At 64.7% G+C, this 18,697-nt stretch carries 14 protein-coding genes; 8 read left to right on the top strand and 6 right to left on the bottom strand.

Annotated features, from left to right (window positions below; genetic code table 11):
* Position 1: 1 nt before the first annotated feature.
* Together JY96_RS22520 and JY96_RS18805 are read left to right on the top strand one after the other, a co-directional pair.
* Entirely contained in the window at positions 2-646 is a 645-nt protein-coding gene (locus JY96_RS22520; protein ID WP_081961422.1) for a TetR/AcrR family transcriptional regulator, read from the top strand.
* 126 nt (positions 647-772) lie between these two features.
* Positions 773-1,957, top strand: a complete 1,185-nt coding sequence (locus JY96_RS18805; RefSeq protein WP_035039778.1) for an acetyl-CoA C-acyltransferase family protein — start codon at positions 773-775, stop codon at positions 1,955-1,957.
* A gap of 983 nt (positions 1,958-2,940) precedes the next feature.
* Here the strand turns inward: JY96_RS18805 and JY96_RS18800 are convergent.
* The 3 genes from JY96_RS18800 to JY96_RS22515 all read right to left on the bottom strand — a co-directional run bounded on the left by JY96_RS18800 (position 2,941) and on the right by JY96_RS22515 (position 8,762).
* On the bottom strand, positions 2,941-6,057 hold the full coding sequence (locus JY96_RS18800; protein WP_035039776.1) for an efflux RND transporter permease subunit: 3,117 nt from the start codon (positions 6,055-6,057) through the stop codon (positions 2,941-2,943).
* A complete protein-coding gene (locus JY96_RS18795; protein ID WP_035039774.1) occupies positions 6,054-7,196 on the bottom strand; it encodes an efflux RND transporter periplasmic adaptor subunit in 1,143 nt (380 codons plus the stop codon). The genes JY96_RS18800 and JY96_RS18795 overlap by 4 nt, the downstream gene beginning before the upstream one ends.
* A 117-nt stretch (positions 7,197-7,313) precedes the next feature.
* Complete coding sequence (locus JY96_RS22515; RefSeq protein WP_052162723.1) at positions 7,314-8,762, bottom strand: triacylglycerol lipase; 1,449 nt, start codon at positions 8,760-8,762, stop codon at positions 7,314-7,316.
* A gap of 109 nt (positions 8,763-8,871) precedes the next feature.
* Between JY96_RS22515 and JY96_RS18785 the strand changes: the two genes are divergently transcribed.
* The gene (locus JY96_RS18785) at positions 8,872-9,750 is read left to right on the top strand and encodes an alpha/beta fold hydrolase (protein WP_035039772.1); all 879 of its coding nucleotides are present in this window, start codon (positions 8,872-8,874) and stop codon (positions 9,748-9,750) included.
* 102 nt (positions 9,751-9,852) lie between these two features.
* A complete protein-coding gene (locus tag JY96_RS18780) occupies positions 9,853-10,320 on the top strand; it encodes a hypothetical protein (protein ID WP_152606574.1) in 468 nt (155 codons plus the stop codon).
* Here JY96_RS18780 and JY96_RS18775 read toward each other — a convergent pair.
* Positions 10,292-11,722 carry a 3'-5' exonuclease family protein gene (locus JY96_RS18775; protein ID WP_035039769.1) on the bottom strand — a complete coding sequence of 477 codons (1,431 nt, stop codon included), beginning with the start codon at positions 11,720-11,722 and terminating at the stop codon, positions 10,292-10,294. The genes JY96_RS18780 and JY96_RS18775 overlap by 29 nt on opposite strands.
* 149 nt (positions 11,723-11,871) lie before the next feature.
* On the opposite strand from JY96_RS18775, the gene nifA reads away from it, so the two are divergent.
* Complete coding sequence (gene nifA / locus JY96_RS18770) at positions 11,872-13,530, top strand: nif-specific transcriptional activator NifA (protein ID WP_035039767.1); 1,659 nt, start codon at positions 11,872-11,874, stop codon at positions 13,528-13,530.
* Positions 13,531-13,632: 102 nt separating this feature from the next.
* Positions 13,633-15,111: a tetratricopeptide repeat protein gene (locus JY96_RS18765; RefSeq protein ID WP_161784363.1), complete on the top strand. Its 1,479-nt coding sequence runs from the start codon at positions 13,633-13,635 to the stop codon at positions 15,109-15,111.
* On the opposite strand, the gene JY96_RS18760 is transcribed toward JY96_RS18765, so the two are convergent.
* Positions 15,095-15,973: a pirin family protein gene (locus tag JY96_RS18760; RefSeq protein WP_035043635.1), complete on the bottom strand. Its 879-nt coding sequence runs from the start codon at positions 15,971-15,973 to the stop codon at positions 15,095-15,097. The genes JY96_RS18765 and JY96_RS18760 overlap by 17 nt on opposite strands.
* Before the next feature lie 151 nt (positions 15,974-16,124).
* Here JY96_RS18760 and JY96_RS18755 point away from each other — a divergent pair, with 151 nt between their 5' ends.
* Positions 16,125-16,364, top strand: a complete 240-nt coding sequence (locus JY96_RS18755; RefSeq protein WP_035039765.1) for a DUF2789 domain-containing protein — start codon at positions 16,125-16,127, stop codon at positions 16,362-16,364.
* Positions 16,365-16,376: 12 nt separating this feature from the next.
* Here the strand turns inward: JY96_RS18755 and JY96_RS18750 are convergent, their stop codons facing one another.
* The gene (locus tag JY96_RS18750; RefSeq protein ID WP_052162721.1) at positions 16,377-16,814 is read right to left on the bottom strand and encodes a nitrogen fixation protein NifQ; all 438 of its coding nucleotides are present in this window, start codon (positions 16,812-16,814) and stop codon (positions 16,377-16,379) included.
* 278 nt (positions 16,815-17,092) lie between these two features.
* Here JY96_RS18750 and nifB point away from each other — a divergent pair, with 278 nt between their 5' ends.
* Positions 17,093-18,679 (top strand): nitrogenase cofactor biosynthesis protein NifB, encoded by a 1,587-nt coding sequence (gene nifB, locus JY96_RS18745; RefSeq protein WP_035039763.1) that lies wholly within the window; start codon positions 17,093-17,095, stop codon positions 18,677-18,679.
* Positions 18,680-18,697 lie beyond the last annotated feature (18 nt).

The raw sequence follows: 18,697 nt of genomic DNA, 5'->3' as shown, positions 1-18,697 counted from the left end.
CATGACCGTTGAACCGACCCACGCCGCCCCGCCCCGCATGGCTCAGGGCAAGCGCCTGCTCATGGAAGCGGCTGTGCGCCTGGCACGCCGCGCCAGCGCCGCGCAAGCGATCTCACTGCGTGAACTGGCCCGAGAAGCCGGGCTCAACCACAACACGTTCTACCGGCACTTCAGCTCGCAGGAAGCCTTGCTGGAGGAAATCGTGAGCGACTTCGGCTCACAACTGCGCGAAGGCCTGAAGCAGGCGCGTTTGGGGGCGCCCACGCTGCATGACATCACGCCCACGGTGGTGGGCTGGACGCTGGACTTCGCGCTGGCCCATGAGGACATCTTCCTGCTCGCCATGCGGGAACGCTACGGCCCGCCAGGCCCCATTCGCGAGGCGGTGGAACACATGCTCAGGCAACTGCAAGACGACATGCTGTCCGAACTCCAGGCTCGCCAGGCCTTGCCACCTCTGCCCGAACCGGTCTTGCGACCGGTGCTGGCCATCCTCATCGACCACACCTTCAAGCTGTGCTTCGAGCACATCGAGGCACCACAAGCGCGTGCCGAGCGCCTGGCCACGGCCAAGGCGCTTTTCGACACGCTGATGCTGGGCAGCGCCGCACGCCTGGCTGCGGCTCAATGGAACGGACGTACTTAGCCAAACTTTTGACAAAGCGCCCACAATGTTGCCCGCTGTCGGACATCGATGCTGCGACGCGTCATAATCTGACAATTGAACCCATCAGATTCCTTTTGTTTGATCCCCTTTCTGGAAGGACACAACATGACTCGTGAAGTCGTCTTCGTGGGCGCAGCCCGTACCGCCATTGGCAGCTTCGGTGGCTCGCTCAAGGACATCCCCCCTGCCGATCTGGGCGCCCTTGTGATCAAAACGGCGCTGGAGCGCGCTGGTGTCGCCCCCAAGGAAGTCGGCCATGTGGTGCTGGGCAACGTGATCCCTTCCGTGCCGCAGGACGCCTACATCAGCCGCGTGGCTGCCCTGAACGCCGGCGTGCCGCAAGAGACCCCCGCCTTCAACGTGAACCGCCTGTGCGGTTCGGGTCTGCAGGCCATCGTCTCCGCTGCCCAGGCCATCCAGCTGGGTGACTGCGAAGTCGCCGTGGGTGCCGGTGCCGAGTCCATGAGCCGTGGCGCCTACCTGGTCACCAGCAACCGCTGGGGTGCCCGCATGGGTGACGTCAAGATGCTGGACTTCATGCTGGGTGCTCTGCACGACCCGCGCCTGAACATCCACATGGGCATCACCGCCGAGAACGTGGCCAACCGCTACGACATCACCCGCGCGCAGCAAGATGCTTACGCCGTGCAGTCGCAACAGCGCGCTGCCAAGGCCATCGCCGCCGGCATCTTCAAGGACCAGATCGTCCCCGTGGAGATCAAGACCCGCAAGGGCGTGGTGCTGTTTGACACCGACGAAGGCGTCAAGGCCGACACGACGGTGGATGCCCTGGGCAAGATGAAGCCTGCTTTCAAGAAGGAAGAAGGCACGGTCACCGCTGGCAATGCTTCGACGCTGAATGATGGCGCAGGCGCCGTGGTGATGGCTTCGGCCGAGAAGGCCAAGGCCCTGGGCCTCAAGCCGCTGGCCCGCCTGGTGTCTTACGGCCACGCTGGCGTGGAGCCCGAGTACATGGGCATCGGCCCTGTGCCTGCCTCGCGCAATGCGCTGGCCAAGGCCGGCCTGACGGTCGCCGACATGGACCTGATCGAAGCCAACGAAGCATTTGCTGCACAAGCCTGCGCCGTGGCCAAGGAACTTGGCCTGGACAACGAGAAGGTCAACCCCAATGGCTCGGGCATTTCGCTGGGCCACCCTGTGGGCGGCACGGGCGCCATCCTGGTGACCAAGGCCATCTATGAGCTGCAACGCACGGGCGGCCGTTATGCGCTGATCACGATGTGTATCGGTGGCGGCCAGGGTATTGCCATGATCATCGAGCGCGTTTGATCACGTGAGTTTGATCGCTTGATCTTTTGCGTTGCCGGCTTGGGCCGGTGATGAACGAAGAGGGGCTCCAGTGATGGGGCCCTTTTTTTTGTGGGCTGTGCTGCTGTCTTTGGGCGCTTGCTGTCTTTGGGCGCTCTTTGACTGGTCTTGGCGGTCGATGGTTTGAGCGCTTTACCGGTACACCGCGAGGCGGGGGACGAGGTGGTGGCCGCTGGGCTCATATGTTGGCGGTCCCGCTGCGCGGGACTGCTCTCCGGGGCTCGTCCAGCTCAGGTGGCTGCGGAACTCGCTGCCTTCGGCAGCTCAAACATCCTCGCCATCCCCTTGTCTGCGACAAGGGGCAGACCCGAGCCTCCCTGCGCGCCTGCGACGCCACCAAAATCGCCCAGCCGGCCACAACCTCATCCCTCATCCGCCTCGCTCGCCTTACTTCGTCGGCATTGCGCCGTGCACAGGAAGGCTCGCGTTCAATCAGCGCGGCACTGGCACTGGCACTGGCACTGGCATTGGCATTGGCATTGGCATTGGCATTGGCATTGGCATTGGCATTGGCGCTGGTGCCAGCACTCGCACCCGCACCCGCACACTCGATAGCGCGCCGTCCCAGCCCCTCCCACCAATGGGCAAAGCCCGAGGCACGCCAGAAATGGGCGATGGCGTACGGCGAGCGGGGTGGGACAAGGCTGAGTCGGTTGGCGGATGGGCGATTTTGTTGGCGACGAGGAGCGCAGCGGCAAGCTTGGCGTGCGCAGCACGCATCGTTAACTGACTCGCTGGAACTGTTTGACCGTAGCGGCTGCAGGCCGCGCAGGGAGTTTTCCAGCGCAAGCTTGCCGCGAGCACCGCAGTGCAGTCCCGCGCAGCGGGACCGTCAACATATGAGCCCAGCCGCCAACCGACTCAGCCCCCACCCCGCGGTCCCCCGACAAAGCGCACCACCTTCAGCGCACAACCAACCCAACCAACCCAACCAACAAGAGCCATCAAGCCACAGGCCGCACAGGCTCATCATCCTCAGGTACCACCGCCACCTGATGATGCGGCCGCAGCCTCCTGAACTGCCCACCCAGGAACCCGATCAGATCATCCACAAAAGTAAACACCACCGGGATCACCAGCAAACTCAGGAACGTCGACGTGATCAAGCCACCGATCACCACGATCGCCATCGGCGCCCGGAAGCTCGGGTCCACGCCAATGCCCAAAGCAATCGGCATCATGCCCGCCCCCATCGCAATCGTCGTCATGATGATCGGCCGTGCCCGCTTGCGGCAGCCGTCCACCACGGCCTCCCAGCGCGACAAGCCATGCTCGTTGCGCGCGATCAGCACATAGTCCACCAGCAGGATCGAGTTCTTGGTCGCAATGCCCATCAGCATGATCAAGCCGATCATCGATGGCATCGACAAGGCCGTCTGCGTCACATACAAGGCCACGAACGCCCCGGGGATCGACAGCACCAGTGCCACCAGGATCGTCATCGGTTGCACGAAGCCCTTGAACAGCAGCACCAGCACGATGTAGATACACAGCACACCCGTCAGCATCGCCAGGCCGAAGCTGGCAAACAGCTCGGCCATGGCTTCCGCATCCCCCACCGTTGACTGCGAAATACCCGGCGGCAGGTTGCGCAAGCTCGGCAAGGCCAGGGCCTGCTTCTGCACCTCGCCCAGCGGCTGCTGGTTCAGCTCGATCTCGAAGTTGATATTGCGCTGGCGGTCATAACGGTCGATCTGCGCCGGGCCGCTGTCCAGCGAAAGCGAAGCCACATTGCCCAAGGACACAGGCCCGCGCGCACCCGGCACCGGCAAACGCGCCAGCAGCTCCAGATCGGTACGGGCCGCATCCGGCAGGCGCACCACCACCGGCACCTGGCGCTGCGACAGGTTCAGCTTGGGCAGGCCTTGCTCGTAGTCACCCACCGTGGCAATGCGCAGCGTGTCGGCAATCGTGGCCGTGTTCACGCCCAGGTCGGCCGCGCGGGCCGTGTCAGGCCGGATGATCAGCTCAGGCCGCACCAGGCTGGACGTCGACATCACGTTGCCGATGCCCGGGATGGTCCGCAACTCACGCGCCACCACCTCCGCATGCGCCGACAGCGCCTGCCCGTCTTCGCCGGACAGCACCAGGATGTACTTCTCGGCCGAACCGCCAAAGCCCACGTTCACGCGCACGCCCGGCAAGGCCTCCAGCGCATGGCGCAACTGGCCTTCGATGGCCTGCTTGCTGATGCCAGGGCGGTCCTTGCGGTGCGTCATGTTGATGGTCAGCGTGGCCTTGCGGACCTCGGCCGAGCCCTGCGGCATGAAGGGGTCGCTGCCCGCGGCACCGCCGCCAATGGCCGTGTAGACCAGCTTGACATGCGGGTTGCGCTGCACCAGCTCGCGCGCCTGCTCCGCGACCTTGTAGGTCTGCTGCAAGGTGCTGCCAGGCGGCAGGGACAGGAACACCTGCGTTTGCGACAGGTCATCCGGCGGGATGAAGCCCGTGGGCAGGCGCCCGGCCAGGAAGAAGGAGCCGCCCAGGAAGCCCACCACGATCAGGAAGGTCCAGACCCGGTGCTTGAGGCACCAGCGCGCCCAGCCCAGGTAGATGCGCATCCAGCCCGGCTCGCCATGCTCGCCCTTGGGCGGCTTGAGGATGTAGGCCGCCATCATGGGCGTCAGCATGCGGGCCACGACCAGCGAGAAGAACACGGCGATGGCGGCCGTCCAGCCGAACTGCACGAAGAACTTGCCCGGCACCCCACCCATGAAGGCTGTGGGCAGGAACACCGCGATCAGCGTGAAGGTCGTGGCGATCACGGCCAGCCCGATCTCGTCGGCCGCTTCCATGGCCGCCTGCATGGGCGTCTTGCCCATGGCCAGGTGGCGCATGATGTTCTCGATCTCGACGATGGCATCGTCCACCAGGATGCCCACCACCAGCGACAGCGACAGCAGCGTCACCACGTTGACTGTGAAGCCCAGCAGGTGCATGAAGCCGAAGGCCGGGATCACCGACAAGGGCAAGGCGGCTGCCGACACCAGCGTGGCACGCCAGTCCCGCAGGAAGAAGAACACCACGATCACGGCCAGGATGGCGCCCTCGTACAGCAGGTACATGGAGCCGTGGTAGTTCTCTTCCACCGGGTCCACGAAGTTGAAGGCCTCGGTGATCTCGATGTCCGGGTGCCTGGCCTTGAGTTCTTCCAGCTTGGCGCGCACGCCCTGCGCCACCTCGACCTCACCGGCCCCACGCGATCGCGTGATCTCGAAGCCCACCACCGGCTTGCCATTGAGCAAGGCGGCGCTGCGGCGCTCGGCCACGGTGTCGCTCACCTGCGCGATCTGGTCGAGCCGCACATGGCGGCCGTCCGACAAGGTCACGTCCATGGCGGCGAGTTCATCGGCCGACTGCACCGTGGCCACCGTGCGCACCGATTGCTCGGCGCCACCCAGGTCCATGCGCCCACCCGAAGCTTCCTGCTGCAGGCTGCGCAACTGGCGCGACACATCGGCCGCCGACGCGTTGAGCGCCAGCAGGCGCGCCGGGTCCAGCTCGATGCGGACCTCGCGGCTCACACCGCCCACACGCGCCACCGCGCCCACGCCCTTGACGGCCAGCATGGTCTTGGTGACCGTGTTGTCCACAAACCAGGACAAGGCTTCATCGTCCATGCGCCTGGACGCCACCGTGTACGTCAGGATGGGCGCACCCGACAGGTTCATCTTGGAGATGACCGGGTCACGCAGATCGCCCGGCAGGTCGGCCCGCACGCGCGACACCGCATCACGCACGTCGTCCACCGCTTCCTGCGTGGGCTTTTCCAGGCGGAACTCCACCGACACCAGCACGCTGCCGTCCTGCACCTTGGTGTAGATGTGCTTGATGCCCTGCAAGGTGGCGATCGAGTTTTCCAGCTTGCGCGCGACCTCGGTTTCCAGCTGCGCCGGTGAGGCACCCGGCAGGCTGGCCGTCACCGTCACGGTGGGCAGATCGATGTCCGGAAAGTTCTGGATCTTCATGCCGCTGAAGCCCATCAGGCCCCACAGCGTGAGCATGATGAACAACAGGACGGCAGGGATCGGGTTCTTGATCGACCAGGCCGAGACGTTCATGACTGGCCCTTCACGATGCGCACGCTGTCGCCATCGGTGAGGAAGCCCACGCCGGAAGCCACTACATCAGCTTGAGCGTCCAGCCCCTGCAGGATCTCGACGCGGTCACCCACACGACGGCCCACGCTCACCTTCACTTGCGTGACCACGCCTTGCGGGCTCACCTTGAACACATAACTGAAGCCATCGCGCAGCAACACGGCGGTCTGGGGCAAGGTCAAGCCTTGGGATTGCCCCAGCTCGATCCGGCCGGAGGCGAACATGCCGGCACGCACGCCCGCACCCAGAGCCGAGGCAGGCAAGTCCACATAGACCAGGCCATTGCGGGTGGTGGCGTCCACCGTGGGCGCCACCATGCGCACGCGGCCTTGCACCGCGCTGCCGCCAGGCACCGTGGCCACGGCCACCATGCCCGGCTTGATGCGTTGCATGTCGGCTGAAGGTACTTCGGCACGCCACTCCAGGCGGCTCTGGCGGATCAGGCGAAACAGCTCCTGCCCCGGTTGCACCACGGCACCCACTGTGGCGAGCCTGGCCGAAATCACGCCATCGTCAGAAGCCAGGATGCGCGTCTGGCGCAGGCGCAACTCCTGCGCGGCCAGCATCGCCTTGGCAGAGTCCACACGAGCCTTGGCCGTCTGCTCGGCGGTCAGGGCGCGCTGAGAATCCTGCAGGCTCAAAGCGCCGCTGCCATGCAGGGTGCGGGCACGGTCGGCATTGGCGCGCGCCTCGGTCATCAGGGCCTCGGCCTCTTGCAGGGCGGCGCGAGCGTTGTTCGCGTCCGCGGCAACCGAATCAGCCTGCAAAGTGGCCAGCACCTGCCCGCGCGACACCTTGTCACCCACATTGGCCGCCACGGTCAACAGACGCAAGCCGGACAACTCGGCCCCGATGACCGCCTCCTGCCAGGCCGCGATCGCACCATTGGCTGTCAGGGTCATGGGCCACTGCCCGGTCTGCGGGCGCACGATCTGCACGCTCAAGGCCGCCTTGGCCGCAGAGGACACGGGCTCGGCCGCCGCCACCATGACGGGCTTGCTCTTGCCACCATCAGCCCGGGAATGCAGCCAGCCTGCGCCTGCCAGCGCAACCACCGCCAGCGCAAGCCAGCGACCTTGACGAACGATCCGTGCGGGCATCACGCCCCTCCTGTCTGTCTGTGTGTATCAACCTGGTGCCCGATGAGGCACTGCAGGTTTCTACCAGAAGCGACGCACCACTTTCAGGGAGGGGGGTGGTTTTTACACCTCAGGCGCTCATGCCGGCTTGAGCTTGAAAACCTCGCTGCTGGGTTGACGAGGGATGACGATCTTCAGGAAATGGGTGGCATTGCGCCGCAACCAGCGCGAGGCCTCGTCCACCGAATGCACGACGAACTCGCCCTCCGCACCGTAGGCCTCGCTGAAGTAGTGCACGTTGTCGCCGGGGGCCGAGGCACTGAGGCTCAAGCGTAATTCCTTGGGCTTCCCATCGGGAATCCGGTCGTAGAACAGGTCAAACAGGTGCTGCCGGTTGATGAAGATGGTCTTCAGGGCCGCGTTCTGCGTGCACGCGTGAACGTCCTGGATCACCTTGTCATGGAAGAGGCCCGTCAGGTCGGTGGTCTGCTCGTAGTTCGGCGCCAGGAACTCGATGAGGTAGTCGGTCACGGGCTTCTGGTACTCGTCCACCACGAACACATTGAGCTGCAGGTGCATGTGGTGATCGTCATCGGCCGTTCCAGGGGCCTGGACTTGGTCCGAGTGGGCCCGCCAGGCCTGCTCCATGGCCTGGTAGTCGGCGTAGGTGGGGCAGTTCAGGGCTTGCAGCAGGTAGTCCTGGAACAGTTTCTGGTCGGCGTCCGACTCGTCGTCACCCTTGATGGATGGGTCGGTGATGCTGGCGTGATCGCGCCGGTTCATCACCCCCAGCGGGAAGGCCATGGCCTCGTCATACCGATAGGGCCAGGGCGTGAAAGCGCCTGTCTGCACTGCTGCCTGGTTGTTGGACGCCGTCATGCCCAGCACCGTGGGTGCGGTGGGGTTGGTGAAGTCCAGCGTGGCGCCATAGGCGTTCAGGTTGGCCGCGGCCACGCGCACCGTGCCGTCGCAGCCGTGCTCGTTGACCATCTGTCGCAAACCATGCTGGTACGGCATGGAGCCCACCAGCACAAAGGGCCACACCAGGTCCTGCCCGTAGATCGTGCCTGCGCCGGCGTGGTCCAACTGGAACAGGTCACGCAAGGCCAGATCCCACTGGAAGGGCGAGCCCAGCTCCAGCCCATTGAGCATCTGCTTGCCGGTATGAAAGCCATGCCCCCAGCCCTTGACCACACGACCCAGCACGGTCTGGCCCACGGTGGCCAGTGCCGAGCCAAAGTTGGCGGGCGCCAGCATCACGAGGCGTTGCACCGGCATGCTCTGGGGCTGCACGCCCGTGTAGTAGGCAGACAGCCATGTCCGGCACACCAGGCCACCGGTTGAATGCACGATCAGGTCAAACGGCAGCTTGAGCTTGCCGGCCTTGATCTGCGCGGCCACCGCGGCTTCCATGGCCTTGGCGGCGTCATCGATGGTGACGTCATCCTCCATCGAGATGTAGTCACCCAGGAAGAGGTTCAGGGTCTTGAACCCTTGCCCTTTCAGCCATTGGGCCAAAGGCTTGAAGGAGTCGGACGTGTCCGACCAACCATGGACAATCACGATGGGGTTGCGGCTTCTTGGCATGACGGTTTCCTCCTCAGTCACGGCATGTATTGAATTGATGTTGGCACAATGGCTTTGGATGGCACACCCCTAAAGTCAAACCACGCGCGTTCTGGCGCCCCTCGATCTCATGCAGTTGTTCCCCTGGCACCACACCACACGCGAAGGCTTCACGCTCCGAGGCTGGCACACGCCGCCCAGCGGCAAGCCCCTGCTGCACTTCCTCCATGGCAATGGCTTTTGCGGGCGCATGTACGAGCCCATGCTGGCCCATTTGTCCAACGACTTCGACCTCTGGCTGTGCGACGAGCAAGGCCATGGTGACAGCGACCACGGCGGCCGCTTTCTGGGCTGGAACCGCAATGCCGAGCTGGCCATGGAGGCGCTGGACGCCCAAGGCAGCGCGTTTACCCAGGCGCCGCACTACGCGGCCGGCCACAGCTTTGGTGGCGTGCTGACGGCCTTGATCCTGGGCGAGCAGCGCAAGCGCTTTGCCAGGGCCGTGCTGCTGGACCCGGTGCTGTTCACGCCCGCCATGATCATGGGCATGTCGGTGGGGGAGTTGACCGGGGTCACGAAACACACGCCGCTGGCGCGACAGGCTCGCGCGCGCCGCAAACACTGGCCCAGCCGCGAGGAGGCCTTCCGCCTGCTGCACAGCAAGGGCGTCTACAAAGGCTGGGCGGACGACGCCTTGATGGCCTTCGTGACCCACGCGCTGAAGGATGCGGAGGATGGTGGTGTGGAACTCAAATGCCGCCCCAGCCGCGAAGCCGACATCTTCAGCTCTGCGCCGGATCGCCTGTGGGGCCTGCTGGGCAAGGTGCGCACGCCCACGATGGTGCTGCACGCCGAAAAGACCTTTCCCTTCGTCACCGAGTCCGTGGCCCGCTGGCAGGGGGTCAACGAGGCTGTGCAGGCTTTGCAGGTGCCAGGTGGCCACTGCTTCATGCAGGAGCAGCCCGAGATGGCGGCACGGCATGTGCGCGCCTTTTTGCTGCCAGGCTGATCCCGCCGCGGCGAGCCACCCTGGCCAATCCCGTGAACAAGGGCTGGGCGCCTGTGCTTCAAAGCCTATCGCCCAGGTCGACAAGGTGGCAGCATGTTGCGCATGAAGCTCCGCCCTGCCCTCGCACTGTGTATGCTGGCCGCCCCGGCCTTGCTGTCCATCACCGCGTGCACCTTGCGGCCGCCAGCGAGCAGCGAGGAGATGATGGTCGACAGCGTCACCCTGACGCCCGATCTGGCGCAGGGCGTGACAGGCAAGCCCTTTTGCCTGCACCTGCGCTACAGCAACGAGTTCTACGTCGCCTACAGCGATTCACGCACCGAAGCCTGGATCACCGATGGCCTGTGCAGCAGCACGGGTGGCGCGCGCCGCCCGGTCGAATCCCTGCGCCTGAGCTGGCGCAACGACTGGTACGACACCCAGACCAACCGCCAGTGCCTGCAGACGGACAACTGCCGCATGAATGACCAGAACGTCATCGAAGGGCGCAACATCCGCTGCGCTTCGGCTCAGGCCCGCGACGGCAACCAGACGGCCTTCCTCACGACGGATCACGCCGTCTGCCACTGAGCGGCTCCACCCGCTGCCTGGGCAACCAGCTGACCAGGATCTTGTAGGTGTCCTTGTCGAAAGTCGGGCGCCCCTGTTGCAGCAGTTCGTTCACGCCCGCTTCGCTGGTGGCTGTGCCCAGGTAGCACCAGGCATCCAGCACGTGCCAGCCCTGACCTTCCTGCACCGCGACCGGCCCGCCATAAGGCCAGGTCTGCACACGCCAGTCAGCCATCACAGTGCGCAAGCGCTTGCTGTGGTCGGACAGGCTCTCTTCGCCGATGCACACGCCGCTGCACTGGTGCAACTGGTAGCCAAAGCACGGGCGGCCTGCTGCCACCTTCTCCAGCCCCAGCGTCACCAGGCAGAGTTGCGCTGACTCGGCGATCTCGCGCAGGGTCTTGAGTGCGTCCTTCTGGCTGCCAAACAGGCCGTACACCTGGTCCTGGCGGCCCCAGTCCAGGTCGCGCGCCCAGGCCAGCTCGGGCCTGACGGGGGCTTCGGCGTCGCCCTCATCACCAGCCGCATCAGACATTGGCACCAGCCGCCACGTGCACAGCTCGTTGTTGCGGCGCAGGCGCCGGTTGTGCGTGGGCTGCCATTGCTTGATGAGCTGCGCCTCCTTGAGCAAAGCGCCCATCTCGCCAGTGGTCTCGACCCACTCCAGGCGACGCACCTGTTGTGACAGGCTCATCTCCTTGGCGATGCGGTGGTCCGCACTGAAGTGCGACAGCACGCGCTGGCGCAGGTTGTTGGCCTTGCCGATGTACAGCGGCAGATCGTTGTCACCGTAAAAAAGGTAGACACCATGGCGCTCGGGCAGCGCATCGAGCAAGGCCGGGTCCAGGTGCGTGGGCCAGCTGCTGCGGCCCGTCAGGCTGTCCACGGCTTCCTGCAAGGTCTCGGCGGGCAACTGGGCTTGCAGCACCTGCCAGAACTGGCGCAGCACGTCGGCGTCGGCCAGGGCGCGGTGGCGCGCCGGCATGTGCAGGCCGTGGCGTTCGACCAGGGCGTCCAGATTGTGTTTGCTGTATTGCGGAAACAGCTTGCGCGAGAGCTTGACGGTGCACAGCACCGGCGCCTTGAAATCCAGGCCCAGGCGCTTGAACTCGCTTTTCAGAAAGCCATAGTCAAACCGTGCGTTATGGGCGACGAACAAGCGCCCATGCAGGCGCGACAGCACCTCGTCGGCCAGCTCGGCGAAGGTGGGGGCACCCGCCACCATGTCGTTGGTGATGCCGGTGAGGGACTGGATGAAGCTGGGGATGGTGGTCTGGGGGTTCACCAGGCTGGACCACTCGCGGGCTTCGCCCTCTTCGTTGAGTTCGACGATGCCGATCTCGGTGATGCGGTCCACGGTGCCGGTGGACCCGGTGGTCTCCAGGTCCACAAAGACCATGGGTTGAAACGGTGCTGCAGGCATGCCTGCGACTTTATCAGGCCTGCTTTTTGCAGATCATGCCAGCATCAGGCCCCATGCAGGGTTGCGTTCCCGTTTGTCGATCAAAAGTCGACCCATGTCGGTGAATGCGTCGGTGGGTCTGCACCATCACACTGCGAGGAAGAACCGCCATGGTCAGCATGCACCACGAACGCGCAAGCATTGAACTGTTGACCGTCTACCAGGTCAGCAAGATCCTGGGCGCCTCGCTCGACATTCACAAAACCTTCCGTGAAGCGCTCAATGTGCTGGTGTCCATGATGGGTTGGCGGCGGGGCGCCGTCATCTTGCAGACCGAAGAGGGCCCGCTGTGCGGCATGTGCTCGGTGGGCTTGTCACGCGACGAGTCTGCGAAGCTGAGCTTTTCAGTGGGAGAAGGCATCGTCGGTCGGGTCTTCAGCACGGGCGTGCCCATGGTGGTGCCTGACATCTCTGCCGAGCCCATGTTCCTCAACCGCACGGGCGCGGCCGATCAATCACCGGATGAGACCATCGCCTACATCGCCACGCCCATCAAGGCCGACCGCCGCACGCTGGGCGTGCTGACCATGGACCGTAGCGTCACCACCCGCTCCGGCGTGTTCGACGAAGACCTGCGCCTGCTGTCCATGGTGGCCAGCCTCATGGGGCAGAACCTGCTGCTGCACCGCGGCGTGAGCGCCGAACAAGGCCGCCTGTATGAAGAGGCTCGCCGCCTGTCCAAGGCGCTCAAGCCGGTGTTCCAGCTGGACATGGCCATTGGCAGCTCGCCGCGCATGCAGGAGGTGTTTGCCGAGGTGCACCAGGTGGCGCCCACCAAGACCACGGTCTTGCTGCGGGGCGAAAGCGGCACCGGCAAGGAAGTGATCGCGCGGGCCGTGCACAACCTGTCGCCCCGCAAGGATGCGGCCTTCGTGCGTGTGAACTGTGCGGCGCTGACCGAATCGCTGCTGGAGTCCGAACTGTTCGGCCATGAAAAAGGTGCGTTCACCGGGGCGGTTGGCTCGCGCAAGGGACGCTTCGAGATGGCCCACGGCGGCACGCTGTTCCTCGATGAAATCGGCGACATCTCGGCCTCTTTCCAGGCCAAGCTGCTGCGCGTCCTGCAGGAAAAGGAGTTCGAGCGCGTCGGTGGCAGCCACCCCATCAAGGTGGACGTGCGCCTGGTGATGGCCACCAACCGCAATCTGGAAAAGATGGTGGCGGCCGGCGAGTTCCGCGCCGACCTGTACTACCGCATCAACGTGGTCAGCATCTTCCTGCCACCGCTGCGTGAGCGCCGCGAAGACATCCCCTTGATGGTCGAGCACTTCCTGGCACGCTTCAACCGCGAGAACAGCCGCAAGGTCAAGGTCACGCCACGCGCCCTGAAGGTGCTGACCAGCTGCTACTGGCCGGGCAATGTGCGCGAGCTGGAGAACTGCGTCGAGCGCACCGCCACCATGGCGCTGAACGAAGACCTGACCGACCTGAGCTTCCCCTGCCATGACAACCGCTGCCTGACCCAGGTGCTGCACTACATCGACCGTGAAGACGCGGTCAAACCCGGCCGCCCCATCGCCATCCCCGTGACGGAAGCCCCGCCCAGGGAGGCATCTGCAGGCTATGGGGGGGCGGAATACGGGCAGCCTCAGGGTGGCGGTGCCGCCGTGGCCACCGACGACAAGCCCGAGGGCGAACGCGACCGGCTCATCTGGGCCATGGAGAAGTGCGGCTGGGTGCAGGCCAAGGCAGCGCGCCTGCTCAACATCACCCCTCGACAGATGGGGTACGCCCTGCAGAAATACGACATCGAAGTGCGCAAGTTCTGACCCGCAGACCGGGGGATTCGCAGGGAAAGGGCATCAGGTGGCCTCGGTTAAAGTAGGCCCACGATGAAAGCCAACCCGCCCTTTTCCCTGAAGACATCCGGCATGTTCGCGCAGCCAGCCGCCGTGCAGGCGCAAGCGCGCTTCCAGCAAGCCTGGGCGCTGCACCAGGGCGGCCAGTTGGCGCAGGCGCTGCAGCTTTATGAGCAGGTCATCCAGGCCCAACCCAAGCACTTCGACGCCCTGCACCTCGCCGGCGTGATCTCGCTGCAACTGGGCCATGCCGACAAGGCCGTCGACCTGATCACCCGCGCGCTCAAGATCGACCGCGACAGCGTCAGCGCGCTCAACAACCGGGGTGCTGCCTACATGGAGCTGCGCCAGTACGACCTGGCCCTGCTGAACTACAACAAGGCGATCTCGCTGGACCCCAAGGCCCCCAAGTCCTACAACAACCGGGGCAACACCCTGGGCAAGCTCAACCGGCTGGATGAAGCCTTGCAGGACTTCGACAAGGCCATCGAGCTGGACCCGGTCTACTTCGCGGCCTACAACAACCGCGCCACCGTGCTGAGCGACCTGCTGCGCTACGACGAGGCGCGCGCCAGCCTGAACCGCGCCATCGAGCTCAATCCCGAGTCGGTGGATGCGCACTGGAACCTGGGCATGCTGCTGCTGCGCCTGGGCGAGTTCGAGCAAGGCTGGCTGGAAAGCGAGTGGCGCCTCAAACGGCCACAGGCATTGGGCCTCAAGGACACTTACGCTGCGCCCATGTGGACCGGCGCTGAGCCGCTGGCGGGCAAGACCGTGCTGGTGTGCAGCGAACAAGGCCTGGGTGACACCATCCAGTTCTGCCGCTACGCCCCGCTGCTGGCTGGCATGGGCGCGCGCGTGGTGTTCGAGGTGCAGCCGGCCTTGATGGACTTGCTGCAGCACCTGCCTTCGGTCGAGCTGATTGCCCAAGGCAGCGAGCCACCCGCACATGATTTCTATTGCCCGCTGATGAGCCTGCCCATGTTGCTCAAGACCGATCTGAGCAACATGCCCCCGCCGCCGGATGTGATCCGCGTCGAGCCCGCTCAGCTGTCGCATTGGCAAACCTTGCTGGGCGCAAAACGCAAGCCCCGCGTCGGCCTGGTCTGGAGCGGCAACCCCTCCCACGTGGACGACTACAAACGCAGCATCCCGCTGCAGCACATCGTTCAGATCCTGGGTGACGACGTCGAATGGATCAGCCTGCACAAGGACGTGCGCGCGTCTGACCAGGCGGTGCTGGCCTCACATCCGGCCATCCGGCATTTTGGTACCGAGCAGAAGGTGTTCACCGATGCCGCCGCCATCTGCGAATTGCTGGATGTGGTGATCGCCGTGGACACCAGCCTGGCCCACCTGGCCGCCACCATGGGCAAGCCCACCTGGATGCTGCTGGCGCGCAGCGCCGACTGGCGCTGGCTGCAGGACCGCCAGGACAACCCCTGGTACCCCAGCCTCAAGCTCTACCGACAAGACAAGCCGGGGGATTGGGCTGGCGTGCTGCAAGCGGTGCGGGCCGATCTCGACCAGTTGCTCACCAAGGCCGCCTAGCGGGCAGCTCGATGCGCTCGGTCTCGCCAGGCACGTTGGCAAAGCGGGCATCCGCCCAGTCCTGCGCCGCACGGGTGATGCGGGCCTTGTCGCTGGACACGAAGTTCCACCAGATGAAGCGCGGGCCGTCCAGCGGCTCGCCGCCGATCACGACAAAGCGCGCGGGTGCATCGCCTTCATTGGCCAAGCGGGTGGCGCCGCTCAACATCGCCATCGTTTGAGCCGGCAAGGCCTCGCCATCCAGCGTCAAAGCCTGCGCCACGGTGTAGACCGCCATCTCCGGCGCCAAGGCCGGCAGGTCCAGGCTACAACCGGCATCCAGCTGCACGTCCAGGTACAGGGTCGGTGATGCCGCCTTGACCGGCGAGCTCACTTGCCAGCCCTGCCCCACCAGCACGCGAACACAGCACCCCGGCAAGCGCACCTCGGGGATGGCGTCGGCCGGGGTATGCGTGAAGCTGGGCGACACCTCCTCCAACGCCTGCGGCAAGGCCACCCACAACTGCAAGCCGTGCATGGGGCGCGTCACGTGGCGCAGGTCATCGGGCGTGCGCTCGGAATGCACGATGCCACTGCCTGCGGTCATCCAGTTGATGGCGCCGGGCTCGATGCGTTGCACCGAGCCCAGGCTGTCACGGTGCATCATGGCGCCTTCGAACAGGTAGGTCACCGTGGCCAGCCCGATATGCGGATGCGGGCGAACATCGGTTTGCGCATCAGGCTGCTGAACCAATGGCCCGAAATGGTCAAAGAAGATGAAGGGGCCGACGGATTGACGCCTCGCCGCGGGCAGCAGGCGCCGCACCACAAAGCCACCGCCCAGGTCACTGACGTGGCCGTTCAAGGTCAGGCGAGCATCCATGTTGAGCCTCTCTTGTGTCGATGCGGCCCATTTTGCATTCAGTTCGACGCCAGCAGGGTGAAACCACGCGAAGGCTGACAAGCCAGCCCTTTTCACTGATCATGAAGCATGGGGCCCACCCGGGCCACCGTCCCCACCGCGAGGTGCAGCCATGAACCCATCGTTTCACCGACTCCCCGAGCTGTTCGCCCAACTGGGCCTGCCCAATGACGAACTCGGCATCGCGCGCTTTCTGAACATCCATGCACGGCTGTCACCCAACGTGAAGCTGGCCGATGCGCCTTTCTGGTCGCCGGCTCAAGCAGCCCTTCTGAGGGAAGAGTTGCTGGAAGACGCCGACTGGGCCGAGGTGGTCGACCAGCTCGACGTGGCCCTGCGCAAACCCAACTGATCAGCCAAGGGCTCACTCGAAGCACTGCGGCTTGTCGTCGCACTGCTCGCAGTGGGGTGATTTGCAGATCAGGATGTCCGCGCGCTCGCACAGCGTGCGGTAGAAGAACTTTTTCCAGCGCATGTTGTTCACGTTCAGCGCCTTCAATGACGTGAAGTGCGCCTGCATCAGCGCATTGAGCTGATCCCGGCTGGCCAGCCCCAGGTCTTCCCACAAATGGTTGGGGCCCATGCTGGCTTCGGCCAATGCCCGCGCCAGATGGCGCGACAACACGCCTGGGTAAGTGGCGTGTTCCATCAGCAAGGCCACCAGGTCTTCGATTTCATCGTCATGCCGCCCACTGCCATCGGCCTGCCAGCTCAAGGTGGGCTGGGGCAAAGGCTCCCCCACTTGCGCGGGCAGCGTCAGGCGGGGCTCTAACTGGCTGAGTGGAATGCTGATCGCGCCCATGTGCAACTCCCGACCGTGCATGCGGCTGTAAGACACCCGGAACAACGTGCAAGACACGTGCCGAGCCGGCTGCACGGCGTCAGGTCAATGCACTCGTGTCAGCTTTGTCAGAACCATGACAGCGCCTTGCGACAAGGCCTGTACCAAAGCATTCACGCAGCGTCGCCCGGCTGTTCAAAAGCGCGCTAAGTGCTTGATTTTCCGTACTCAAAAAGGTGGCACGGAACTGGCAAAAGGCCCCTCATTCCGGGCCCTCGGCCCACTGACGGGGAAACCAAATGGACGCATCGTCATCACTGGCCGCCAAGGCCTTCATCGGCATCGGCCAGATCCGCCCGCTGGGCGCACCAGTTGAACCTGTTTCATCCGGCGGGGGCTGCGGCACCACCGGCGGCGAGGGCAAGGCCAGTTGCGGCTCGTCGGGCGGGCCCGATGACATGCCCGCAGAGATCTGGGAAAAGGTCAAGAACCACCCCTGCTACTCCGAAGAGGCCCACCACCACTATGCCCGCATGCACGTGGCCGTGGCCCCGGCCTGCAACATCCAGTGCAACTACTGCAACCGCAAGTACGACTGCTCCAACGAGTCGCGCCCCGGTGTGGTCTCTCAGAAGCTCACGCCCGAACAGGCCGTCAAGAAGGTGCTGGCCGTGGCCAGCGAGATCCCGCAGATGACCGTGCTCGGCGTGGCCGGCCCCGGCGACTCGCTTGCCAACCCCAAGAAGACCTTCGACACCTTCCGCATGCTGCAGGAAACGGCACCGGACATCAAGCTGTGCATCTCCACCAATGGCCTGGCCCTGCCCGATCTGGTCGACGAGATCTGCAAGTACAACATCGACCACGTCACCATCACCATCAACATGGTCGACCCGGCCGTGGGCGAGAAGATCTACCCGTGGATCTTCTGGGATCACAAGCGCGTGACCGGCTATGAAGCCGCCAGGATCCTGCATGAACGCCAGATGCTCGGCCTGGAGATGCTGACGGCGCGTGGCGTGCTCACCAAGATCAACTCGGTGCTGATACCCGGCATCAACGACGAGCACCTCATCGAGGTGAACCGAGAGGTCAAGAAACGCGGCGCCTTCCTGCACAACATCATGCCGCTGATCTCCGAAGCCGAGCACGGCACCGTGTTCGGCCTGACCGGCCAGCGCGGCCCCACGGCGCAAGAGCTCAAGGCCGTGCAGGACGCCTGCATGGGCGGCGCGAACCTGATGCGCCATTGCAGGCAATGCCGTGCTGATGCCGTGGGTTTGCTGGGCGAGGATCGCTCCGAAGAGTTCACGCTCGACAAGATCGAAGAGATGGAGATCGTCTACGACCTGGACAAGCGCAAGCACTACCAGGACAAGGTCGAAGAAGAGCGCCAGTCGCAACACGCGGCCAAGCAAGAAGCGCTGGCCAGCGCCAAGGCCCAGATGGGCGAAGTGGCCCCCGACATGAAGGTGCTGGTCGCCGTGGCCACCGAAGGCCATGGTCGCGTCAACCTGCACTTCGGGCATGCCACCGAGTTCCAGATCTTCGAGGTCTCTGCGCAAGAGGCCCTGTTCGTCGGTCACCGCCGTGTGGACCTGTACTGTCAGGGCGGTTATGGCGAAGACGAGCAACTGCCGTCCATCGTCAAGGCCATCAACGACTGCCACGCCGTGCTGGTCGCCAAGATCGGCGCCTGCCCCCGTGACGAGCTCCAGGCCGCCGGCATCGAACCCGTTGACCAGTACGCCCACGAGTTCATCGAAAAAGCAGCGCTGAGCTGGTTTGCTGACTACACCGGCCGCATCGCACGCGGTGAGATCAGCCACCAGCCTCGCGGCGATGCCTCGATCCGCCAGGGCGCCTACACCGCAGAAGCCGCCTGAACACGGGACCGACCTTTC

Source organism: Aquabacterium sp. NJ1, assembly GCF_000768065.1.
Taxonomy (GTDB): domain Bacteria; phylum Pseudomonadota; class Gammaproteobacteria; order Burkholderiales; family Burkholderiaceae_C; genus Aquabacterium.
This window is presented reverse-complemented; position numbering and strand designations above follow the sequence as displayed.